Origin of the sequence: Paraburkholderia sp. BL6669N2, from assembly GCF_003387275.1 — a bacterium.
Classification (GTDB): domain Bacteria; phylum Pseudomonadota; class Gammaproteobacteria; order Burkholderiales; family Burkholderiaceae; genus Paraburkholderia.
On sequence record NZ_QUNA01000001.1, the window covers coordinates 4137098 to 4155530 of the forward strand.

Consider the following 18433-nt stretch of genomic DNA (forward strand, 5'->3'; position numbering starts at 1 on the left):
ATGTGCAGGCGGTGGACCGTGACTGCAGATGCTGACGGACGAGCCGATTCGCCAAACGATACATGCCGCCTAGACAGCTTTCCCAAACGACTCCCTCTTGTGCTGTTGTGCCGCGCAAAAGGCGGCTCGTCGCGGCGTTGATCGCCGTTCCGGGCCTGATGCCCGCGCTTGCGCACGCCCAGCTGGTGGGGGAAGCCGCGCAGCCGCAACCTATCGACGCGCCCTGGGGCATGCAACTCGCCCCGCAGCTCGAAGACCATCCGTTGCAGACAGGCCAGAAGCCAGCCACGTTCGTGCTCGGCGACGCGACCACCGGCACCAGCGACCAGGACATGGCCGCCAAGGGCTCGGCCGAGGTGCGCCGCAATACGGTAGTGATCAAGGCCGACGCGCTGCACTACGACCAGGACACGGACATGGCCGATGCGTACGGCCAGGTCCACGTGGTCAACAACGGCAGTTCGTTCGTCGGCCCGGAAGCGCACATGCGCGTGGATTCGAGCGAAGGTTTCATGACCGCGCCGAAGTACCACTTCAACGTGACAGGCGGCTCGGGCAGCGCGGAGCGCGTCGACCTGCTCGACAACGAGCGCTCGGTGTTCACGAAGGGCACCTACACGGCCTGCGCGTGCGCGGACGATCCGGCCTGGTACATCAGGGGCAGCGAGTTCGATTTCGATACCGGCGCGGACGAAGGCGTCGCCCACAACGGCGTGCTGTTCTTCCAGGGCGTGCCGGTGTTCGCCTCACCGTGGCTGTCGTTTCCGCTTTCGGGCGAGCGTCGCAGCGGGGTTCTGCCGCCCACGTTCTCGCTGAGTTCGTCGAACGGCTTCGAACTGTCGGTGCCGTATTACTTCAATATCGCGCCGAATCGTGATCTGACGGTGACGCCGCGTGTGATCTCCAAGCGCGGCGTGCAGTTGCAGTCCACGTTCCGTTATCTGTCGCCCACGTATTCCGGCTCGATCACTGGCGAGTTCCTGCCGGACGACCATCTGACCAAGACCAACCGCTACGCGCTGTATATCCAGCACAACCAGAACTTCGGCAACGGGTTCGGCGGCTACATTTACTACAACAAGGTTTCGGACAACACGTATCCGGAAGACCTGTCGTCGTCGGTCAGTCAGTTCATGAACGGTACCCAGCTCCTGTATCAACAGGAAGCCGGGTTGACCTACAGCAACGGTCCGTGGTCTGTGCTCGCGCGTGAACAGCACTGGCAGACGCTGGCGCCTTCAACGGCGCCGTACGGCCGCGAGCCGCAGTTGAACGTGAAGTACGCGAAGTACAACGTCGGCGGCTTCGACTACGGCGCGGAAGCCGACTACACGAATTTCACCATCACCACCGCGGACCAGACCGAAGGTCAGCGGGTGATGTTCAACCCGTACCTTGCGTATTCCGTGGTCGGGCCGGGTTACTTCGTCACGCCAAAGGTGCAGTGGCACTTTGCGTCGTACAACCTGCGCAATATTCACGACGACGTGCCCGTCGGCACGCCGAAGAACTTCACCGAATCGATCCCGACCTTCACCTTCGACACGGGCCTGATCTTCGACCGTTCGGTGCGCATCTTCGGCCAGGATTACATCCAGACGCTCGAGCCGCGTCTGTATTACGTGTACACGCCGTATCGCAATCAGGAATCCGCGCCGCTGTTCGACACTGCGGACTCCGACTTCGGCCTGGCGGAAATCTTCACGCCGAACACCTTCGTCGGCAATGACCGGATCGCCGACGCGAACCGCCTGACGGCCGCTCTCACCACGCGCTTCATCGACGCGGCCACGGGCGACGAGCGGGCGCGTTTCGTGATCGCGCAGCAGTACTATTTCCAGGACCAGCGCGTCACGCTGCAGCCTACGCAGACCAGCACGCAGGCCACGCATTCGGACCTGATCGCGGGCGCGTCGTTCAAGCTCGGCGCCGGTTTCGCTTCGGAAACGGCGTTCCAATATAATGCCGACAACAACCAGTTGGTGAAGACGAGCATCGGCTTCGGGTTCAGTCCCGCCACCGGCAAGGTGATCAACGTCGGGTACCGTTACACCCGCGCGAACACCACGCTGGACAACCAGCCGATCAATCAGGTGCTGATCTCGGGGCAATGGCCGCTCACACATCGGGTGTTTGGCGTGGGCCGTTTCAATTACGACCTGGGCGGTCATCGCATCGTCGACGGTCTGGTCGGCCTGCAGTACGACGCCGATTGCTGGACGCTCGGCGCGGGGATCCAGCGCTACGCGAACGGTCTGAACACCTCGGGGCAGAATCAGTCGAGCACGCGGTTTCTCGCGCAGTTGACGTTCAAGGGCTTGTCGAGCGTCGACAACGGGCTGATGAGCGCATTCCGCGCCAGCGTGGCGGGCTATACGCCGTTGCCGCCGCCGCCGCCGCCGGAATCGCGTTTCACCAATTACGAATGACGCTCGCCCGATCATTCATAAAGTGCGAAAAGACGGGCCGGGCGCGCCCGACATCATTGGAGTATCTGTGGCAATCATGAAAAAGCTTCGCTTGGCAACGCTTGCGGCCGGTCTTGCCGCCGCGGCGTCTTTCCTGTCGGTCGCGCCGGTGCAGGCGCAGGCGCTGGGCGGCAGTAGCGGCCAGACGGTCGACACCATTGCCGCAGTGGTCAACAACGGTGTCATCACGCGGCGCGAACTCGACGAACGCATGAGCCTGATCACCCGCCGCCTGAACCAGCAGAACGCGCCGGTCCCGCCAATGGACCAGTTGCGTCAGCAGGTGCTCAACCAGATGGTGCTGGAGCGCATCCAGTTGCAGAAGGCAAAAGAAGACAACATCAACATCGACGACGCCACCGTGCAGAAAACGCTCGAACGGCTGGCCGCGGCGAACAACCTGTCGCTCGACGTGTACCGCTCGCGCATCGAGGCGCAAGGGGTGCCGTGGAGCACGTTCACCAGCGACGCGCGCACCGAACTCACGCTCTCGCGCCTGCGCGAGAAGGAAGTGGACAGCAAGGTCACGGTGTCGGACGCCGAAGTCGCGAACTACATCGCCAGTCAGCGTGGCCCGAACGCCGGCGCGACGAGCGACCTGCATCTGCAGCACATTTTCCTGAAGGCGCCGTTGAACGCGTCGGAGACGGATATCGAAGCGGCGCAGCAGAAGGCCCAGGCGTTGCTCGCCGAAGCCAGGGGCGGCGCCAATTTCGACAAGCTGGCGAAGTCGAATTCGCAGGCGCCGGATGCATCGAAAGGCGGCGATATCGGTTTCGTTTCGCCGTCCAAGCTGCCGGCTGAAGTCGTCAAGGCTGTCTCGACGATGCGTCCCGGCGAAGTCAATCCGGATCTGATCCGCACCAACGACGGTTTCGAAATCGTGCGTCTGGTCGATCGCCGTGCGGGTCAGGGCACCAGCTCGGACGCGCCGAAGCTCGTGCAAACGCACGTGCGCCACATTCTGCTGCGCGTCGGCGACGGCATGTCGGAACCGCAAGCGCGTCAGAAACTGCTTGAAATCAAGAAAGAAATCGCTGCAGGCGGCGACTTCTCGAAATTCGCGCATACTTACTCGCAAGACGGTTCGTCGTCGCAAGGCGGCGACCTCGGCTGGATCAGCCCGGGCGAGACGGTGCCGGAATTCGAGCGCGCCATGAACAACCTGCAGGACGGCCAGATCAGCGATCCGGTCCGCAGCGAATACGGCTATCACCTGATTCAGGTGCTGGGCCGCCGCGAATCCGAGGGTTCGGTTTCGCAGCAGATGGATCTGGCGCGCCAGGCCATCGGTCAGCGCAAGGCGGAACAGGCCTACGCCGACTGGTTGCGCGAACTGCGCGACACCGCGTATGTGGAAGTGAAGCCCACTCTGTCGAGCACGCAATAACCGTCATGACAAGCGCCACCCAGTCCGCCCGCCCACCGTTGCAGATCGCGATCACGACCGGCGAGCCCGCCGGCGTCGGTCCCGAACTGACGGTGCAGGCACTGGCGGGCGCGGCGGCGCATTGGCCCCACGCGCAGTTCACCGTGCTGGGCGACGCCGACCTGCTTGCCGAGCGCGCGCGCGCCGTGGGCGTGGACTGGAGCGCGCTGATGGCGGACGGCAAGCGCGTGCGCCTGCAGCACCGGCCGCTTGGAGCGCCTGCCGTTGCGGGCAAGCTCAACGCGGCCAACGGCCGCTACGTGCTCGACCTGCTCGACAGCGCGATCGACGGCGCGGTAGCGGGCACGTTCGACGCGATCGTCACCGCGCCGCTGCAAAAGAGCACCATCAACGATGCCGGTGTGCCGTTCACCGGTCACACCGAATATCTGGCCGAGCGCACACATACGCCGCGCGTGGTGATGATGCTGGCCGGCACGGGCAAGCGCCCGTTGCGCGTCGCACTGGCGACCACGCATCTGCCGCTCAAGGATGTGTCCGCGGCGTTGTCCATCGAAGGCATTGTCGAGACGCTGCGCATCATCGATCACGATTTGCGGCATCACTTCGGCTTGCCGGCGCCGCGCATCCTCGTGACGGGGCTGAACCCGCATGCGGGCGAAAACGGTTATCTGGGCCGCGAGGAAATCGAGGTCATCACGCCGGCGCTGAAGCTCGCGGAGGCTCAAGGCATCGACGCGCGCGGTCCATACCCGGCCGACACGCTGTTCCAACCGCGTTATCTGGACGAGGCCGATTGCGTGCTGGCCATGTTCCACGATCAGGGCTTGCCGGTGTTGAAGTACGGCACGTTCGGCGAAGGCATCAATGTCACGCTCGGATTGCCGATCATCCGCACCTCGGTCGATCACGGCACCGCGCTCGATCTGGCCGGCACCGGCCGCGCCGACGCGGGCAGCCTGATCGCGGCGATCGAGACGGCGGTGTCGATGGCGCAGCACCGCCGCGCGGGCTGACTCGGCGCTGCCGTGCTGTTGCTCGCGTGTATCCGGCCGCTAGCAGCAGCATATGCGGCTTGGCGAGCGCTCCGGGCGCATTCGGCAAGTGCGCGCCGCTCAGCCAGTTCTTTTTCTTAAGCAGTTCTCTTTCTTAGCGTTTCTTCGATGTCCACCAGCAGACAGCAACAGGGCCGGCACCAAGGTCATATCGCGCGCAAGCGTTTCGGTCAGAACTTTCTGGTCGACATGGGCGTGATCGATTCGATCGTCGATGTCATCCGGCCGCAACGCGGCGAGCGTATGGTCGAGATCGGGCCGGGACTCGGCGCGCTCACCGAGCCGCTGATCGAGCGTCTGGCCACGCCGGAAGCGCCCTTGCACGCCGTCGAACTCGACCGCGATCTGATTGGCCGACTGAAGACGAAATTCGGCGGCCTGCTCGAACTGCATGCCGGCGACGCGCTCGCGTTCGACTTCGGCTCGCTGGCCGCGCCAGGCGAGAAAGCGTCGCTGCGCATTGTCGGCAATTTGCCGTACAACATTTCGAGCCCGCTGCTGTTTCATCTGACGTCGTTCGCGCATCGCGTGATCGATCAGCACTTCATGTTGCAGAACGAAGTGGTCGAGCGGATGGTGGCGGAGCCGGGCACCAAGGCGTTCAGCCGTCTCTCGGTGATGCTGCAATACCGCTACGTGATCGACAAGCAACTCGACGTGCCGCCCGAAGCATTCAACCCGCCGCCAAAAGTGGATTCGGCGATCGTGCGGATGATCCCGTACGAGCTGCATGAGTTGGCGCCGGTGGACGAGCGCGTGCTCGGCGAAGTGGTGACGGCCGCGTTCTCGCAGCGTCGCAAGATGTTGCGCAACACGCTCGCCGCGTATCGTGATTCGGTGGATTTCGAGGCGCTTGGGTTCGACCTGCAACGCCGCGCCGAAGACGTGCCGGTCGACGAATACGTGCGGGTGGCGCAGATCGTGGCGGCCAAAGCCTAGGCCTTGGCGGAGTAGCGAGACTGCGGTCTCGAATGACGCGATGCTCTAGCCCGTCACCCGCTTCGCCGGTGCGTTGACCAGCGCAATGCCGGTCAACACCAGCACCGCGGCCATGAGAAAGCGCAGGCTGAACGACTCGCCGAGCAGCAGCACGCCGAAGGTCACGCCGAACAGCGGCGTGAGAAACGAGAACACCGACAGACGCGACGCGATATAGCGCGTCAGCAACCAGAACCACAGCAGATAGCTGACGAACGCCACGATCACCGCCTGATAAGCGAGGCTCACCACGGTCAGCGGCGTGACGGTTTCGACATGTGCCTGGCCGAGTCCAAGCGCAAGCGCGAGCAGCACCACCGCCGACACCATCAGTTGATAAAACAGCGTCTTGCTGGCGCTCGATTGAGCGAGCCGCGTGGCGCGCACCACCACGGTTGTCGCGGCCCACGTGATGCCGCCCAGCACCCCAAGCGCGTCGCCCGCGACACCCGCAAGCAGCGAACCGCCGGCGGCGCGGCCGTGCAGGAACCCGTCCGCGAAGGCGAGCGAGATGCCCGCGAACGCCACGACGATACCGGCCCACTGAATCCGCCGCATGCGCTCGCCGTCGACGAACCAGTGCAGGCCGAGCGCCGTGAAACACGGTGCGGTGTACAGAAAGACCGCCATGCGCGACGCGCTGGTCAGCGTCAGGCCGAGAAAAATGCACACGAACTCGCCCGCGAACAGCACGCCCGCGAGCAGGCCGGCGCCCAGGGTGCCGTCGTCGCGAAAGAGCGGCGTGCCGCGTGAGCGCGCCCAGGCCCACACCAGCACCGACGCAATCGCCGAACGCAGGCCGGCCTGGAAGACCGGCGGCACTGTCGCATTGGTGCTTTTGATCGCGACTTGCTGGAGGCCCCAGATCGCGCACAGGCCGATCATCAACAGGATGGCGAAGCTATCCGGGGCGCGGCGCGCGGGCAGGGCGGAGGTGCTCATGGGCGGTGTCGAGTCGGAAACAGCTCGTACGATAGCAAACCTGCCCACGCCGCCCGCCGATGACCCCATTGGCTACGCGTGCTTCTTTCAGCCCGCAGGCGAGGCCGCAAGCGTTTTTGCCGACTTAACAACACCTGCCTCAGACTAATTTCGCACGGCCCGCGTTTCGCGCTAAGGTTCTGCCACTAACGTTTTGTCAGGGAAATTCCAAGCAGACGAACTCGATCCGCGCGACGCGGAGCCTGTACGAGGAGAAGCTATGAAGAACGTAGGCAGGTGGGCAGCGGTCGCGGTACCCGCGGCATTGGCGTCGTTGGGGTGTCAGTGGGCACACGCGCAATCCAGCGTGACGCTGTACGGCGTGGTCGACGAAAGCGTGCGCTACCTGACTCACGTCAACAAGGCCGGCGACTCGTCGATCGGACTCGGCACGGGCGGCATGACGCAGAGCCGCTGGGGGCTGAAGGGCGTCGAGAATCTCGGCGGCGGCTGGTCCACTTTCTTCAAGCTCGAAAACCGCATCTACATCAACAGCGGCCAAAGCGATCCCACGCTGCCATTCTTCAATGAAGCACAGGTCGGCGTGCGATCGGATTCATACGGCCAGATCATCCTCGGACGGCAGTACAACGTCGTGATCGAAGGGGTCACGGTGGCCGGCTACGGCAGCAATTGGTGGATCCCGTACGACTTCAGTTTTCAACCTGAAATCACCATGACGGGCGGCATCTGGACCAGCAACCAGGTGCAATATCAGGCGAGATATAACGGCTTCACATTCGCGGCCGGCTACGCATTCGGCGGCAACGCGGGCAATTCTTATGGCAGTCAGATCGGCGCGGCCGCGGCTTATAAGCCGGTAGGCGGTCCGTTCAGCCTCGGCGGCGCGTACGAAGTGTCGAAAGATTCGGTCAACGGCGCGGCCGCGAAGACATGGACATTCGGCGGCGCGTACACGTGGAATCTGACGCGTTTTTCCGCCGGCTACATCGTCAATCAGAACGACGCGGGCTTTTCGAATTTCGCCAACGGGCCATTTACCGCGCCCGTGCTGGCGGCGCTCAAGTACACGGACTTCGCGCGGCGCCGCATGATCATGGGCGGCATCTCGCAACAGGTCAGCAATAAATGGCACTTCGCCGCGAACGTCTGGCGCACCTTGCAGGACGGCAAGTCCGCCGCGCAGGACGGCTCGGCCTGGCAGTATCAACTGGTCGCCGACTACAACCTGTCCCGCCGCACCGACGTCTACGTGGAAGGCGATTATTCGCTGTACCGCGGCGGTCTGATCGGCGCGCAGCTGCAGGGCGTCAACGGCGTGGGGCTCGCGCAGAAGGGCTCGCAGATCGGCCTGATGGCAGGCTTGCGGCATCAGTTCTGAGTACTGATTCAAAGTGGCACGCCCTGCAGCGCCGCGTGATTCCGGGTACATTGACGGTCTCGTTACCACGCAACAGGGAGTGCACAATGCGCCTGCTTCACACCATGCTCCGGGTCGGCGACCTGGACCGTTCGATTGCCTTCTACACCGAATTGCTCGGCATGAAACTGCTGCGCCGCGAAGACTATCCGGACGGCAAATTCACGCTGGCATTCGTCGGTTACGAAGATGAACGCGACGGCACCGTGCTCGAACTCACCCACAACTGGGACACGCCTTCGTATGATCTCGGCACCGGCTTCGGCCACCTCGCAGTCGAAGTGGAAGACGCCTACGCCGCCTGTGACAAGATCAAGGCACAAGGCGGCACGGTCGTGCGCGAAGCCGGCCCGATGAAACACGGCACGACCGTGATCGCTTTCGTCACGGACCCGGACGGCTACAAGATCGAGTTCATCCAGAAGAAGAAATAAGGCCGGCGGCAGGGCGAGGTCAAAGAATGAATAACATCAATCCCTACTTCAAGGAACTCGACGAGATCCACGTCGAAATTCAGGCCCTGTTCGACGGTTCCGCCGATGAAGGCGCGCTGCAGCGAATCATGGCGCGCTTCGCTCCGCAATTCACGCTGGTCATGACGTCGGGCGTCGCACTGGATCACGCCGGCGTGCGCGAGATTTTCTCGAAGCTGCACGGCGCGCGTCCAGGCTCGCAAATCACGATCCGCGACAGGGAGATCGTCGCCGAGTATCCGTCAGGGGCGGTGGTGAAATATCGCGAGTATCAGCGCGACAGTTCCGGCAACGCGAACGTGCGGCGCTCCACGGCGGTGATGGATCTCGACGCGCACGGCAAGGTGACGTGGCGTCATCTGCAGGAAACTTTGTGCTCGGAATGAGCTGATGTGTGTGACAAACCGGCGCTTCGGTTTGAAATCGAAGTGCCGGTTTTCAAGGCGTGAAAAGGCTTAAAGTGTCGGCAGCAATTCCGGCGGATGCGACTTCAGCGTCTGCCGCGCTTCGCGAAACTCCGGAAAAATCGATTCCACTGTTTGCCAGAAGCGCGGGCTGTGATTCATTTCGCGCAGATGCGCGAGTTCGTGCGCGACGACGTAATCGATGATGGAAAGCGGGAAGTGAATCAGCCGCCAGTTCAGGCGAATCTTGCCGTCGCTCGAACAACTGCCCCAACGCGTCGCCGCTGACGAGAGCGCGTACGCGCGATAGTTCACGCCCAGTTTCTCCGCGTAAATCGCGAGGCGCTCGCCGAACAGACGCTTCGCCTCACCCTGCAGCCAGCCTTGCACGCGATCCTTGATCTGCTGCGGATCCGCCTGCAAGGGCAGCGGCACTTGCAGCGCCGCATCTTGCGCGCTGAACGCGAGCATGCCTTGCGGCGCGCCGAGTTTCACTCGCACGGGCTGACCGAGATACGGCACTTCGGCGCCATCTTTCCAATCGACCTTCGGCAACGCGCGTTGTTCGACACGCGTTTGCCACTCGATCAGCTTCGTGAAAATCCAGCGCTGCTTTTCGGTGATCGCAGTTTCGATATCGGCGAGCGTGACCCAGCGCGGCGCGGTGATCGTGAGACCGGTGCTGTCGATCGCGAAACCGATCGAGCGGCGCGCCGAACGCTTGAGCGCGTAGTGGAGCGTGCGTGAGCCGATCGCGAGACTGCGCAGCTTGCTGCCATCCGGCGCAAGCGGCACGGCCGGCTGCTGGCCCCCTGGCGAGTTCTGCGAAGCGCCCGGCGTCGGTGCGGAAGGTGACGGGGACGACGACGTCGACCCCGGCTCGGCGAAGAGCGGGAGATCGAGTTGCCGGTTATCGAGCGCCGCAGCGGGCTGCGGCGTAGGAAACTTCTGCATCGGATTCGGCTTCGCGCAAATACGCCTTCGAGGGCGTGGGCGCGTCAGATTGGTGCGGCGGCGGAACTGCTTTCCGCCGCGCGGTACGCAGTAGGATCGATGCGACGCATTTCAGCTTCGATCCACTGTTCGACGCGCGTGTTCACTTCATCGGGCGTGAGCCCCGTCGTCTCGATCGGCTTGCCGATCGACACTGTGACTATACCCGCATATTTGAGAAACGAGTTGCGAGGCCACACACGTCCTGCGTTGTGCGCAATCGGCACGACCGGCGCGCCGGTGGCCGTCGCGAAACGCGCACCGCCGGTTTTGTACTTGCCTTGCTTGCCGGTGGGCGTGCGCGTGCCTTCCGGAAACATGATGACCCAGGCGCCTTCGGCCATGCGCGCATTGCCTTGCCTGATCACCGACTCGAACGCGTACTTGCCTTCCTTGCGATCGATATGAACCATCTTCAGCATGCCGAGCGCCCAACCGAAGAAAGGCACGTACAGCAGTTCGCGCTTGAACACGTAGCACAGCGGCCGAGGCATCAGCGCCGGAAACGCCAGCGTTTCCCAGGCCGATTGATGCTTGGAGAGCAGCACGGCGGGACCGTTGGGCAGGTTCTCGAAGCCTTCGATGTTGTAGCGAATACCGTTGAGCCAGCGCACCGTATGCAGCGTCGCGCGGCACCAGCCGGCCGCCATCCAGTAGCGGTTGTCGGCGCGCATGAACGGGAATGCGATGAAGCATGCAGTCGCGTACGGAACCGTGAACAGAACGAAATAGATCAGCAGAAGCAAAGAACGAATGAAGCGCATCGGCGTGGTCAGTGAGGGTTGGGGACGCGCGCGGCGCGCGTCACTCTTGAGCGTCGGCGAGGAAGTCGAGCGCGAAGGCACGCAGGTCGTCGTGGACGATCGTACCGTCGGGCAAGCCGCCGGCATCCAGCGTTTTGCGGCCCTTGCCGGTCAGCACCAGATGAGGCGGGTGGCCGAGCGACGCGCCTGCTTGCAGATCACGCAGAGAGTCGCCGACCACCGGCGTGTGCTCCGGATCGACCTCGAAACGCTCGTTGATCATCTTCAGCATGCCGGGCCTCGGCTTGCGGCACTCGCAGTGATCTTCCGACGTATGCGGGCAGAAGAACACCGCGTCGATGCGCCCGCCGACCGCCGCCGCCATGCGATGCATTTTCAGATGCATGGCGTTGAGCGCGTTCATATCGAACAGGCCGCGGCCGATACCCGACTGGTTGGTGGCGATCGCCACGCGATAGCCGGCCTGGTTCAGACGCGCGATGGCTTCGAGCGAACCGGGCAGTGCCACCCATTCGTCCGGCGACTTGATGAACGCGTCGGAGTCGACGTTGATCACGCCGTCGCGGTCGAGGATCACCACTTTTTTTGTCGGCATGGCTGGGGGCTCAGGCGGCGAGTCGGGAAATGTCGGCGACGCAATTCATCTGCTGATGCAGTGCGCCGAGCAAGGCCAAACGGTTGGCGCGCAACGCCGGATCTTCGGCGTTGACCATCACGTCGTTGAAAAACGTGTCGACCGGTTCGCGCAATGCGGCGAGCGCGGTTAGCGCACCTGTGTAGTCGCGTGCGGCAAGTTGCGATTGCACGCGCGGCGCGACCTGTTCGAGTTGCGCATGAAGGGCTTTTTCCGCCGCTTCGACGAGCAGCGTGACCTGCACGCCGCCGGTCGCCGCGCCTTCCGACTTCTTCAGGATGTTCGAGATGCGCTTGTTGGCCGCCGCGAGCGAGGCCGCTTCCGGCAACGCCGCGAATTCGCGCACGGCATTCAGCCGCGCGACGATGTCGTCGAGACGCGTGGGGTTCAGCGCCAGCACCGCGTCGATTTCGCCCGGCGCGTAGCCTCGTTCACGCAGCAGGCCGCGCAGACGGTCCATGCTGAATTCGTAAATGGCTTGCGTCGAATCGGCCACGTTCGGCACTGCGGCGAATTGCGCATAAGCGGTGCGCAGCAGTTCGACGAGATCGACCGGCAGTTGCTTCTCCACCAGAATGCGCAGCACGCCGAGCGCGTGACGGCGCAACGCGAACGGGTCTTTCTCGCCGGTGGGTTGCAGGCCGATACCCCAGATGCCGACCAGCGTTTCGAGCTTGTCGGCCAGCGCGACGACGGTGCCGGTCGCGGTGGTGGGCAAGGCATCGCCTGAGAAACGCGGCTGATAATGTTCCGAGCACGCGAGCGCGACTTCTTCCGGCTCGCCGTCGTGGCGGGCGTAGTACGTGCCCATGGTGCCTTGCAACTCGGGGAATTCGCCCACCATGTCGGTGATCAGGTCGGCCTTGGCCAGACGCGCGGCGCGCTTCGCGAGCGCCACGTCCGCGCCGATCAGTTCGGCAATCGCGCCGGCCAGCGCTTCGACTCGCTCCACGCGTTGCAGCGCCGAGCCCAACTTGTTGTGATACACGACGTTCGCGAGCAGCGGCACGCGATCCGCGAGCGGCTTCTTCTTGTCCTGCTCGAAGAAGAACTTCGCGTCCGCCAGACGTGGACGCACCACGCGTTCGTTGCCTTCGACGATATCGCCCGGCGTGGACGTCTCGATGTTCGACACGATCAGGAAGCGCGAGCGCAGCTTGCCGTTCGCATCGGTCAGCGCGAAATATTTCTGGTTGGTCTGCATGGTGAGGATCAGGCATTCCTGCGGCACTTGCAGGAATTCGTCCTCGAAACGGCATGCGTACACCACCGGCCATTCCACCAGCGACGTCACTTCGTCCAGCAGCGATTCCGGCATCACCACCTGATCGCCATCGGCTTGCGCGAGCAGTTGCGTGCGGATGGTTTCCTTGCGGTCGGCGAAATTCGCCACCACGTGGCCTTTGTGCAGCAGTGTTTCGGCGTACGAGTCCGCATGCTGGATCTGCACGAAGCCTTCGGAGAGGAAACGATGGCCGAGCGTGGTGTCGTCGGCGTCGATGCCGAGCGCGCTCACCGGCACGACCTGTTCGCCGTGCAGCGCGGTCAGCCGATGCGCCGGACGCACGAACTGCACGTTGGTGCCGTCCGGGCGCTGATACGTCATGAACTTCGGGATCGGCAGCTTGGTGAGCGTTTCGTCGAGCGCGCTTTGCAGGCCGTCGGCAAGCGTGGCACCGGGTGCGGCATAGCGCAGGAAGAAGGCCTCGGCCTTGCCGTCCTGCGCGCGCTCCAGGTCGCTCACCGAAAAATCGGGGAAGCCGAGCGCGGCGAGTTTCTTGGCGAGCGGCGCGGTGGGCTGGCCGTCTTTATCCAGCGCGACGGAAACCGGCAGCACTTTCTCCCGCACGTGTTTTTCCGGCGCGACCGCGCGCACGTTCTTGATCGTGACAGCGAGGCGGCGCGGCGTGGCATAACGTTCGAACGACAGTTCGCCTTCGACCAGATCGCGCGCCGCGAGGCGCTGCGCAATGCCTTCCGCGAAGGCGTCGCCGAGACGCGCGAGCGCTTTCGGCGGCAGTTCTTCGGTCAGCAGCTCGACGAGCAGGGTAGCTTGGTGGGGTTGAGTCATTTCTTGATGTTCTCGTCAGTCCGGATCGATCTTGCGTTCGACTTTCAGCGGCGGCGCCCATGCGGGCATCGCGGCGTCCTGTTCGTCGGTCGTGAGGCCGGGCACGCCGTGCACCGGATTGCCGAGCATCGGGAAGCCGAGCTTTTCGCGCGAATCGTAGTAGGCCTGCGCGACCAGCTTCGACAGCGCGCGAATGCGGCCGATGTATGCCGCGCGTTCCGTGACCGAGATGGCGCCGCGCGCATCGAGCAGGTTGAACGTGTGGCCGGCCTTCAGCACGAGCTCATAGGCGGGCAACGCGATCTGCGCTTCGATCATGCGCTTCGCTTCGGCCTCGTAGCTGTTGAAGATCGAAAACAGCAGCTCGACGTTCGCGTATTCGAAGTTATAAGTGGACTGTTCGACTTCGTTCTGGTGGTACACGTCGCCATAAGTCAGGCGACGCAGTTCCGGGCCGTTCGGGCCTTGCTCTTCCCACTCGGTCCAGACGAGGTCGTAGACGTTTTCGACCTTCTGCAGATACATGGCGAGACGTTCCAGCCCGTACGTGATTTCGCCGAGCACCGGCTTGCAATCCAGACCGCCCACTTGCTGGAAGTACGTGAACTGAGTCACTTCCATACCGTTCAGCCACACTTCCCAACCCAGACCCCAGGCGCCGAGCGTGGGGTTTTCCCAGTCGTCTTCGACGAAGCGCACGTCGTTCTGCTTCAGGTCGAAGCCGAGAGCTTCGAGCGAGCCGAGGTACAGTTCGAGGATATTTTCCGGCGCCGGCTTGAGCACCACCTGGTACTGGTAGTAATGCTGCAGACGGTTCGGATTTTCGCCATAGCGGCCGTCTTTCGGACGGCGCGACGGTTGCACGTACGCCGCGCGCCACGGCTCGGGGCCGACCGCGCGCAGGAACGTATGGACGTGGGACGTGCCCGCGCCGACTTCCATGTCGATCGGCTGGAGCAACGCGCAACCCTGCTTGTCCCAATAGGACTGCATTGTCAGGATGATTTGCTGAAACGTGAGCATGAAGTGCCTTTCGGGCATGAGGCCGCGCCGTGAGCGCCGAAGCGCGCGGGGCTGGCCGTGGAGCGAAGTGCTAAACCGCAGATTTTAACGGAAAGGGAGGGGGGTGTCCGTTTTGCGGGGTCGGACGGGAGTTCAAGTGTGCTCCAGACGGCAAAGGGCCGCGCGTGGCGGCCCTTCGTCTTCGGTCGTGCATCTTGCAGGCCATGTCGGCCGCCGGCTCAGGTCGCCGCCAACTCCACCTTCGGTGAGAACGAATCGCTCTGCGCCATCGGCCAGTACTTCTCAAATAACGAGTAGCGATGGTTGCCGTTGAGCAGATCGTTCGGTTCGAGATACTTCAGCAGTTCCGACATCAACCGCACTTCATGCGACGACACGCGCCGCACGATGTGATGCGCGCGCAGTTCCGCCGGATGCTTCAGCCCCGCGGCCTGAATGATCTCCTTCAGCGCGTGCAGCGTGTTGTGATGGAAGTTGAACACGCGGTCGGACTTGTCGAGGACCGCCAGCGCGCGCTGGCGCACCGGGTCTTGCGTCGCGACGCCGGTCGGGCAGCGCCCCGTGTGGCAGGTCTGCGCCTGGATGCAGCCGACCGCGAACATGAAGCCACGCGCCGCGTTGACCCAATCCGCGCCGATCGCGAGCGTCCTGGTGATGTCGAACGCGGTGATCATCTTGCCGCTCGCGCCGATGCGAATACGTTGCCGCAAGCCGATGCCGACCAGCGTGTTGTGCACCAGCAGCAGGCCCTCTTGCAACGGCACGCCGACGTGATCGGTGAATTCGAGCGGCGCCGCGCCCGTGCCGCCTTCCGCGCCGTCCACGACGATGAAGTCCGGCAGGATGCCCGTCTCCAGCATCGCCTTGGCAATGCCGAAGAACTCCCACGGATGTCCGATACACAGCTTGAAGCCGGTCGGCTTGCCACCCGACAGCGTGCGCAGCCGGTCGACGAATTCGAGCAGGCCGCGCGGCGTCGAAAACTCGGAGTGCGTGGCCGGCGAGATGCAGTCGCGGCCCATCGGCACGCCGCGCGTCTCCGCGATTTCCGGGGTGATCTTGGCGGCCGGCAGCACGCCGCCGTGACCCGGCTTCGCGCCTTGGGAGAGCTTCACCTCGATCATCCTCACTTGCGGCTCGGCGGCCTGCTTCGCGAACTTCTCCGCGCTGAAGCTGCCGTCGTCGTTACGGCAGCCGAAGTAGCCCGAAGCGATTTCCCAGATGATGTCGCCGCCGTGCTCGCGGTGATACTTTGACATGGAGCCCTCGCCGGTGTCGTGCGCGAAATTGCCTTTCTTCGCGCCGAGGTTCAGCGCCATGATCGCGTTCGCCGACAGCGAGCCGAAGCTCATCGCCGAGACGTTGAAGATCGACATGGAATAAGGCTGCGCGCGATCCGGTCCGACGACGATGCGGAAGTCGTGATTCTCGAGCGTGGTCGGCGCGAGCGAGTGGCTGATCCATTCGTGCGCGGTCGCTTTGACGTCGAGTTCGGTGCCGTACGGGCGGCTGTCGACGTCGTTCTTCGCGCGCTGATAGACGATGCTGCGCTGGGCGCGTGAGAACGGTTTTTCGTCGGTGTCGCCTTCGACGAAATACTGGCGGATTTCCGGGCGGATGAATTCGAACAGGAAGCGGAAGTGGCCCCACAGCGGATAGTTGCGCAGGATCGCGTGGCGCTGCTGCGTCAGGTCGAACAGGCCGAGCGCGACCAGCGCAAGCGGCACGATGATCCAGAACCATGAGATGTGATGCGTGTCGGCCAACGCCGCGCAGACAGCGAACAGCACGGCTGCGCACCACATGGCCAGATAACGTCGAGAAAACATGGGAACTCCAGTGCAGTGAGGATCGTCACGGCGGGATCGCCTGCGCTGCCGGCACAGACGGAATCCGCCGCGAAGGAAAACGAACGACTGCTTGTTATGGTGAAGCTAGCTGCGGCGGGAAGAGCAAGCGCGTGGATGCCACGCGCGGCGCAGGTCGAAACGTGAAGTTGCAGCGGGTGCGGCGCCAGCCCGTGTTGCCGCACGATTGGACGCGAGGCTCAACGGGCGTTCAGCAACGCCGCCTTTTGCGGATCGCGCGCGACCGGCTGTCCGGTGACCGCATGTTCGATGATGCCGCCGCCAAGGCACACGTCGCCATCGTAGAGCACCGCAGATTGCCCCGGTGTGACAGCCCATTGCGCCGCGTCGAAATTCAGCTCGAAGAGACCTTCGCCGCTGCCCGCGCTGCTGAACGTGCACGGCGCATCCGCTTGCCGGTAACGGGTCTTCGCGGCGCACGCGAAACCGTCCGCCGGCGGCTCGCCCGCCACCCAGCTCGTGTTGCCCGCGGACAGCGTATGGCTGAGCAGCCACGAGTGATCGTGGCCCTGGGCGACATACAGCGTGTTCGACGGAATGTCCTTGCCGGCGACGAACCACGGCTCGCCGCTGCCGTCCTTGCTGCCGCCGAGGCCGATGCCCTTGCGTTGGCCGAACGTGTAGAACGCGAGGCCGATGTGTTCGCCGACCACTTTGCCGTCGGTGGTTTTCATCGGGCCCGGCTTGGTCGGCAGATAGCGGTTCAGAAAGTCGCGGAACGGCCGTTCGCCGATAAAGCAGATGCCGGTCGAGTCTTTCTTCTTCGCATTGGGCAACGCGATCTGCTCGGCGATTTCGCGTACTTTGGTTTTCGGAATCTCGCCGAGCGGAAACAGCGTCTTCGACAACTGCGCCTGATTCAACCGATGCAGGAAGTACGACTGGTCTTTCGTATGGTCGAACGCCTTCAGCAGTTCGAAGCGGCCGTTGTTCTCACGCACTCGCGCATAGTGGCCGGTCGCGATGGTCTCCGCGCCGAGCGACATGGCGTGATCGAGGAACGCCTTGAACTTGATTTCGGCGTTGCAGAGCACGTCCGGATTCGGCGTGCGGCCGGCCGAGTATTCGCGCAGGAATTCGGCGAACACGCGGTCCTTGTATTCCGAGGCGAAGTTGACCGCTTCGACGTCGATGCCGATCAGATCCGCCACCGAAACCACGTCGATCCAGTCCTGCCGCGTCGAGCAGTATTCGCTGTCGTCGTCGTCTTCCCAGTTTTTCATGAACAGGCCGACCACGTCGTAGCCCTGTTCCTTCAGCAGCCATGCGGTAACAGACGAATCGACGCCGCCCGACATGCCTACTACGACTTTCTGCTTGCTCATAAGATGCTCACTGGGTGCTGCGTGACTTCATGGATCGTGGGTTGGCCGCGCGTTGCGGCTATCTTTTTGGCCCGACCGAATGCGTGTGCACGAAGTCGAGCGGGAAACGCCGGCCCGCGAGGTAATCGTCGAGACATTGCATGACGAGCGGCGTGCGGTGCCGTTCCGGACAGGCGCGCAATTCGTCGGCGCTCATCCACAGCGCGCGGACGATGTCGGGGTCGAGGGCGCGCTGTGGATCAGCTTCACCGCCCGCGCCGCAATACGTGAAGCGCAGGTAGGTGACGCCCTCGCTGCCGGGCCGCTCGAAATGTGTCATATACATGCCCACCAGCGCCTCGGGCGAAAACGGGTGTGCGGTTTCCTCGATCGTTTCGCGGATCACCGCTTCGACCAGCGTCTCACCCGCTTCCAGATGGCCGGCGGGCTGGTTCAGGCGCAGGCCGTCGGCGGTATGTTCCTCGACCACGAGAAAGCGCCCGTCGCGCTCGACGATGGCCGCTACGGTCACGTGCGGCAGCCAGGTTTCCGGTTTCATGGGTGCGCATTTTACCGGTTATGGGCCTCGCCTGCCGGGAAGCGGGCGGCGCGCGGTCCGGCCGACCCCGTCCGCGGGCACCCCCGG

Annotated in this window: 16 protein-coding genes; 7 read left to right on the plus strand and 9 right to left on the minus strand. The window is 63.6% G+C overall.

The window, feature by feature from the left end:
* The first annotated feature begins 62 nt into the window (after positions 1-62).
* From B0G80_RS18835 to rsmA, 4 genes are all read left to right on the plus strand, one after another.
* Positions 63-2429 (plus strand): LPS-assembly protein LptD, encoded by a 2367-nt coding sequence (locus tag B0G80_RS18835; protein WP_116118976.1) that lies wholly within the window; start codon positions 63-65, stop codon positions 2427-2429.
* A 67-nt stretch (positions 2430-2496) separates the two neighbouring features.
* Complete coding sequence (locus B0G80_RS18840) at positions 2497-3858, plus strand: peptidylprolyl isomerase (RefSeq protein ID WP_106281973.1); 1362 nt, start codon at positions 2497-2499, stop codon at positions 3856-3858.
* Positions 3859-3863: 5 nt separating this feature from the next.
* Positions 3864-4874 (plus strand): 4-hydroxythreonine-4-phosphate dehydrogenase PdxA, encoded by a 1011-nt coding sequence (gene pdxA, locus B0G80_RS18845; protein WP_116118977.1) that lies wholly within the window; start codon positions 3864-3866, stop codon positions 4872-4874.
* Positions 4875-5021: 147 nt separating this feature from the next.
* Positions 5022-5852: a 16S rRNA (adenine(1518)-N(6)/adenine(1519)-N(6))-dimethyltransferase RsmA gene (gene rsmA / locus B0G80_RS18850; RefSeq protein WP_012431739.1), complete on the plus strand. Its 831-nt coding sequence runs from the start codon at positions 5022-5024 to the stop codon at positions 5850-5852.
* 45 nt (positions 5853-5897) lie between these two features.
* On the opposite strand, the gene B0G80_RS18855 is transcribed toward rsmA, so the two are convergent.
* Complete coding sequence (locus tag B0G80_RS18855) at positions 5898-6833, minus strand: DMT family transporter (protein ID WP_116118978.1); 936 nt, start codon at positions 6831-6833, stop codon at positions 5898-5900.
* A gap of 259 nt (positions 6834-7092) precedes the next feature.
* On the opposite strand from B0G80_RS18855, the gene B0G80_RS18860 reads away from it, so the two are divergent.
* The 3 genes from B0G80_RS18860 to B0G80_RS18870 all read left to right on the plus strand — a co-directional run bounded on the left by B0G80_RS18860 (position 7093) and on the right by B0G80_RS18870 (position 9112).
* Positions 7093-8214: a porin gene (locus B0G80_RS18860; RefSeq protein ID WP_116118979.1), complete on the plus strand. Its 1122-nt coding sequence runs from the start codon at positions 7093-7095 to the stop codon at positions 8212-8214.
* An 86-nt stretch (positions 8215-8300) separates the two neighbouring features.
* Positions 8301-8687, plus strand: coding sequence for a lactoylglutathione lyase (gene gloA / locus B0G80_RS18865; RefSeq protein ID WP_116118980.1), 387 nt, complete (start codon positions 8301-8303; stop codon positions 8685-8687).
* A gap of 26 nt (positions 8688-8713) precedes the next feature.
* On the plus strand, positions 8714-9112 hold the full coding sequence (locus tag B0G80_RS18870) for a hypothetical protein (RefSeq protein WP_116118981.1): 399 nt from the start codon (positions 8714-8716) through the stop codon (positions 9110-9112).
* A gap of 69 nt (positions 9113-9181) precedes the next feature.
* Here the strand turns inward: B0G80_RS18870 and B0G80_RS18875 are convergent, their stop codons facing one another.
* The 8 genes from B0G80_RS18875 to B0G80_RS18910 form a co-directional block, all read right to left on the minus strand.
* The gene (locus B0G80_RS18875; RefSeq protein ID WP_116118982.1) at positions 9182-10084 is read right to left on the minus strand and encodes a M48 family metallopeptidase; all 903 of its coding nucleotides are present in this window, start codon (positions 10082-10084) and stop codon (positions 9182-9184) included.
* A gap of 44 nt (positions 10085-10128) precedes the next feature.
* A complete protein-coding gene (locus B0G80_RS18880) occupies positions 10129-10887 on the minus strand; it encodes a 1-acyl-sn-glycerol-3-phosphate acyltransferase (protein WP_116118983.1) in 759 nt (252 codons plus the stop codon).
* A 40-nt stretch (positions 10888-10927) separates the two neighbouring features.
* Entirely contained in the window at positions 10928-11482 is a 555-nt protein-coding gene (gene gmhB, locus B0G80_RS18885; protein WP_106282304.1) for a D-glycero-beta-D-manno-heptose 1,7-bisphosphate 7-phosphatase, read from the minus strand.
* Positions 11483-11492: 10 nt separating this feature from the next.
* Positions 11493-13592 (minus strand): glycine--tRNA ligase subunit beta, encoded by a 2100-nt coding sequence (gene glyS / locus B0G80_RS18890; protein WP_116118984.1) that lies wholly within the window; start codon positions 13590-13592, stop codon positions 11493-11495.
* 15 nt (positions 13593-13607) lie between these two features.
* Positions 13608-14615 carry a glycine--tRNA ligase subunit alpha gene (gene glyQ / locus B0G80_RS18895; RefSeq protein ID WP_106282303.1) on the minus strand — a complete coding sequence of 336 codons (1008 nt, stop codon included), beginning with the start codon at positions 14613-14615 and terminating at the stop codon, positions 13608-13610.
* 218 nt (positions 14616-14833) lie between these two features.
* Positions 14834-16444, minus strand: a complete 1611-nt coding sequence (locus B0G80_RS18900; RefSeq protein WP_116118985.1) for an FMN-binding glutamate synthase family protein — start codon at positions 16442-16444, stop codon at positions 14834-14836.
* 218 nt (positions 16445-16662) lie between these two features.
* On the minus strand, positions 16663-17808 hold the full coding sequence (gene mnmA / locus B0G80_RS18905) for a tRNA 2-thiouridine(34) synthase MnmA (RefSeq protein ID WP_116118986.1): 1146 nt from the start codon (positions 17806-17808) through the stop codon (positions 16663-16665).
* Between the two features lie 58 nt (positions 17809-17866).
* Positions 17867-18346: an NUDIX hydrolase gene (locus tag B0G80_RS18910; RefSeq protein ID WP_116118987.1), complete on the minus strand. Its 480-nt coding sequence runs from the start codon at positions 18344-18346 to the stop codon at positions 17867-17869.
* Between the last annotated feature and the right edge of the window lie 87 nt (positions 18347-18433).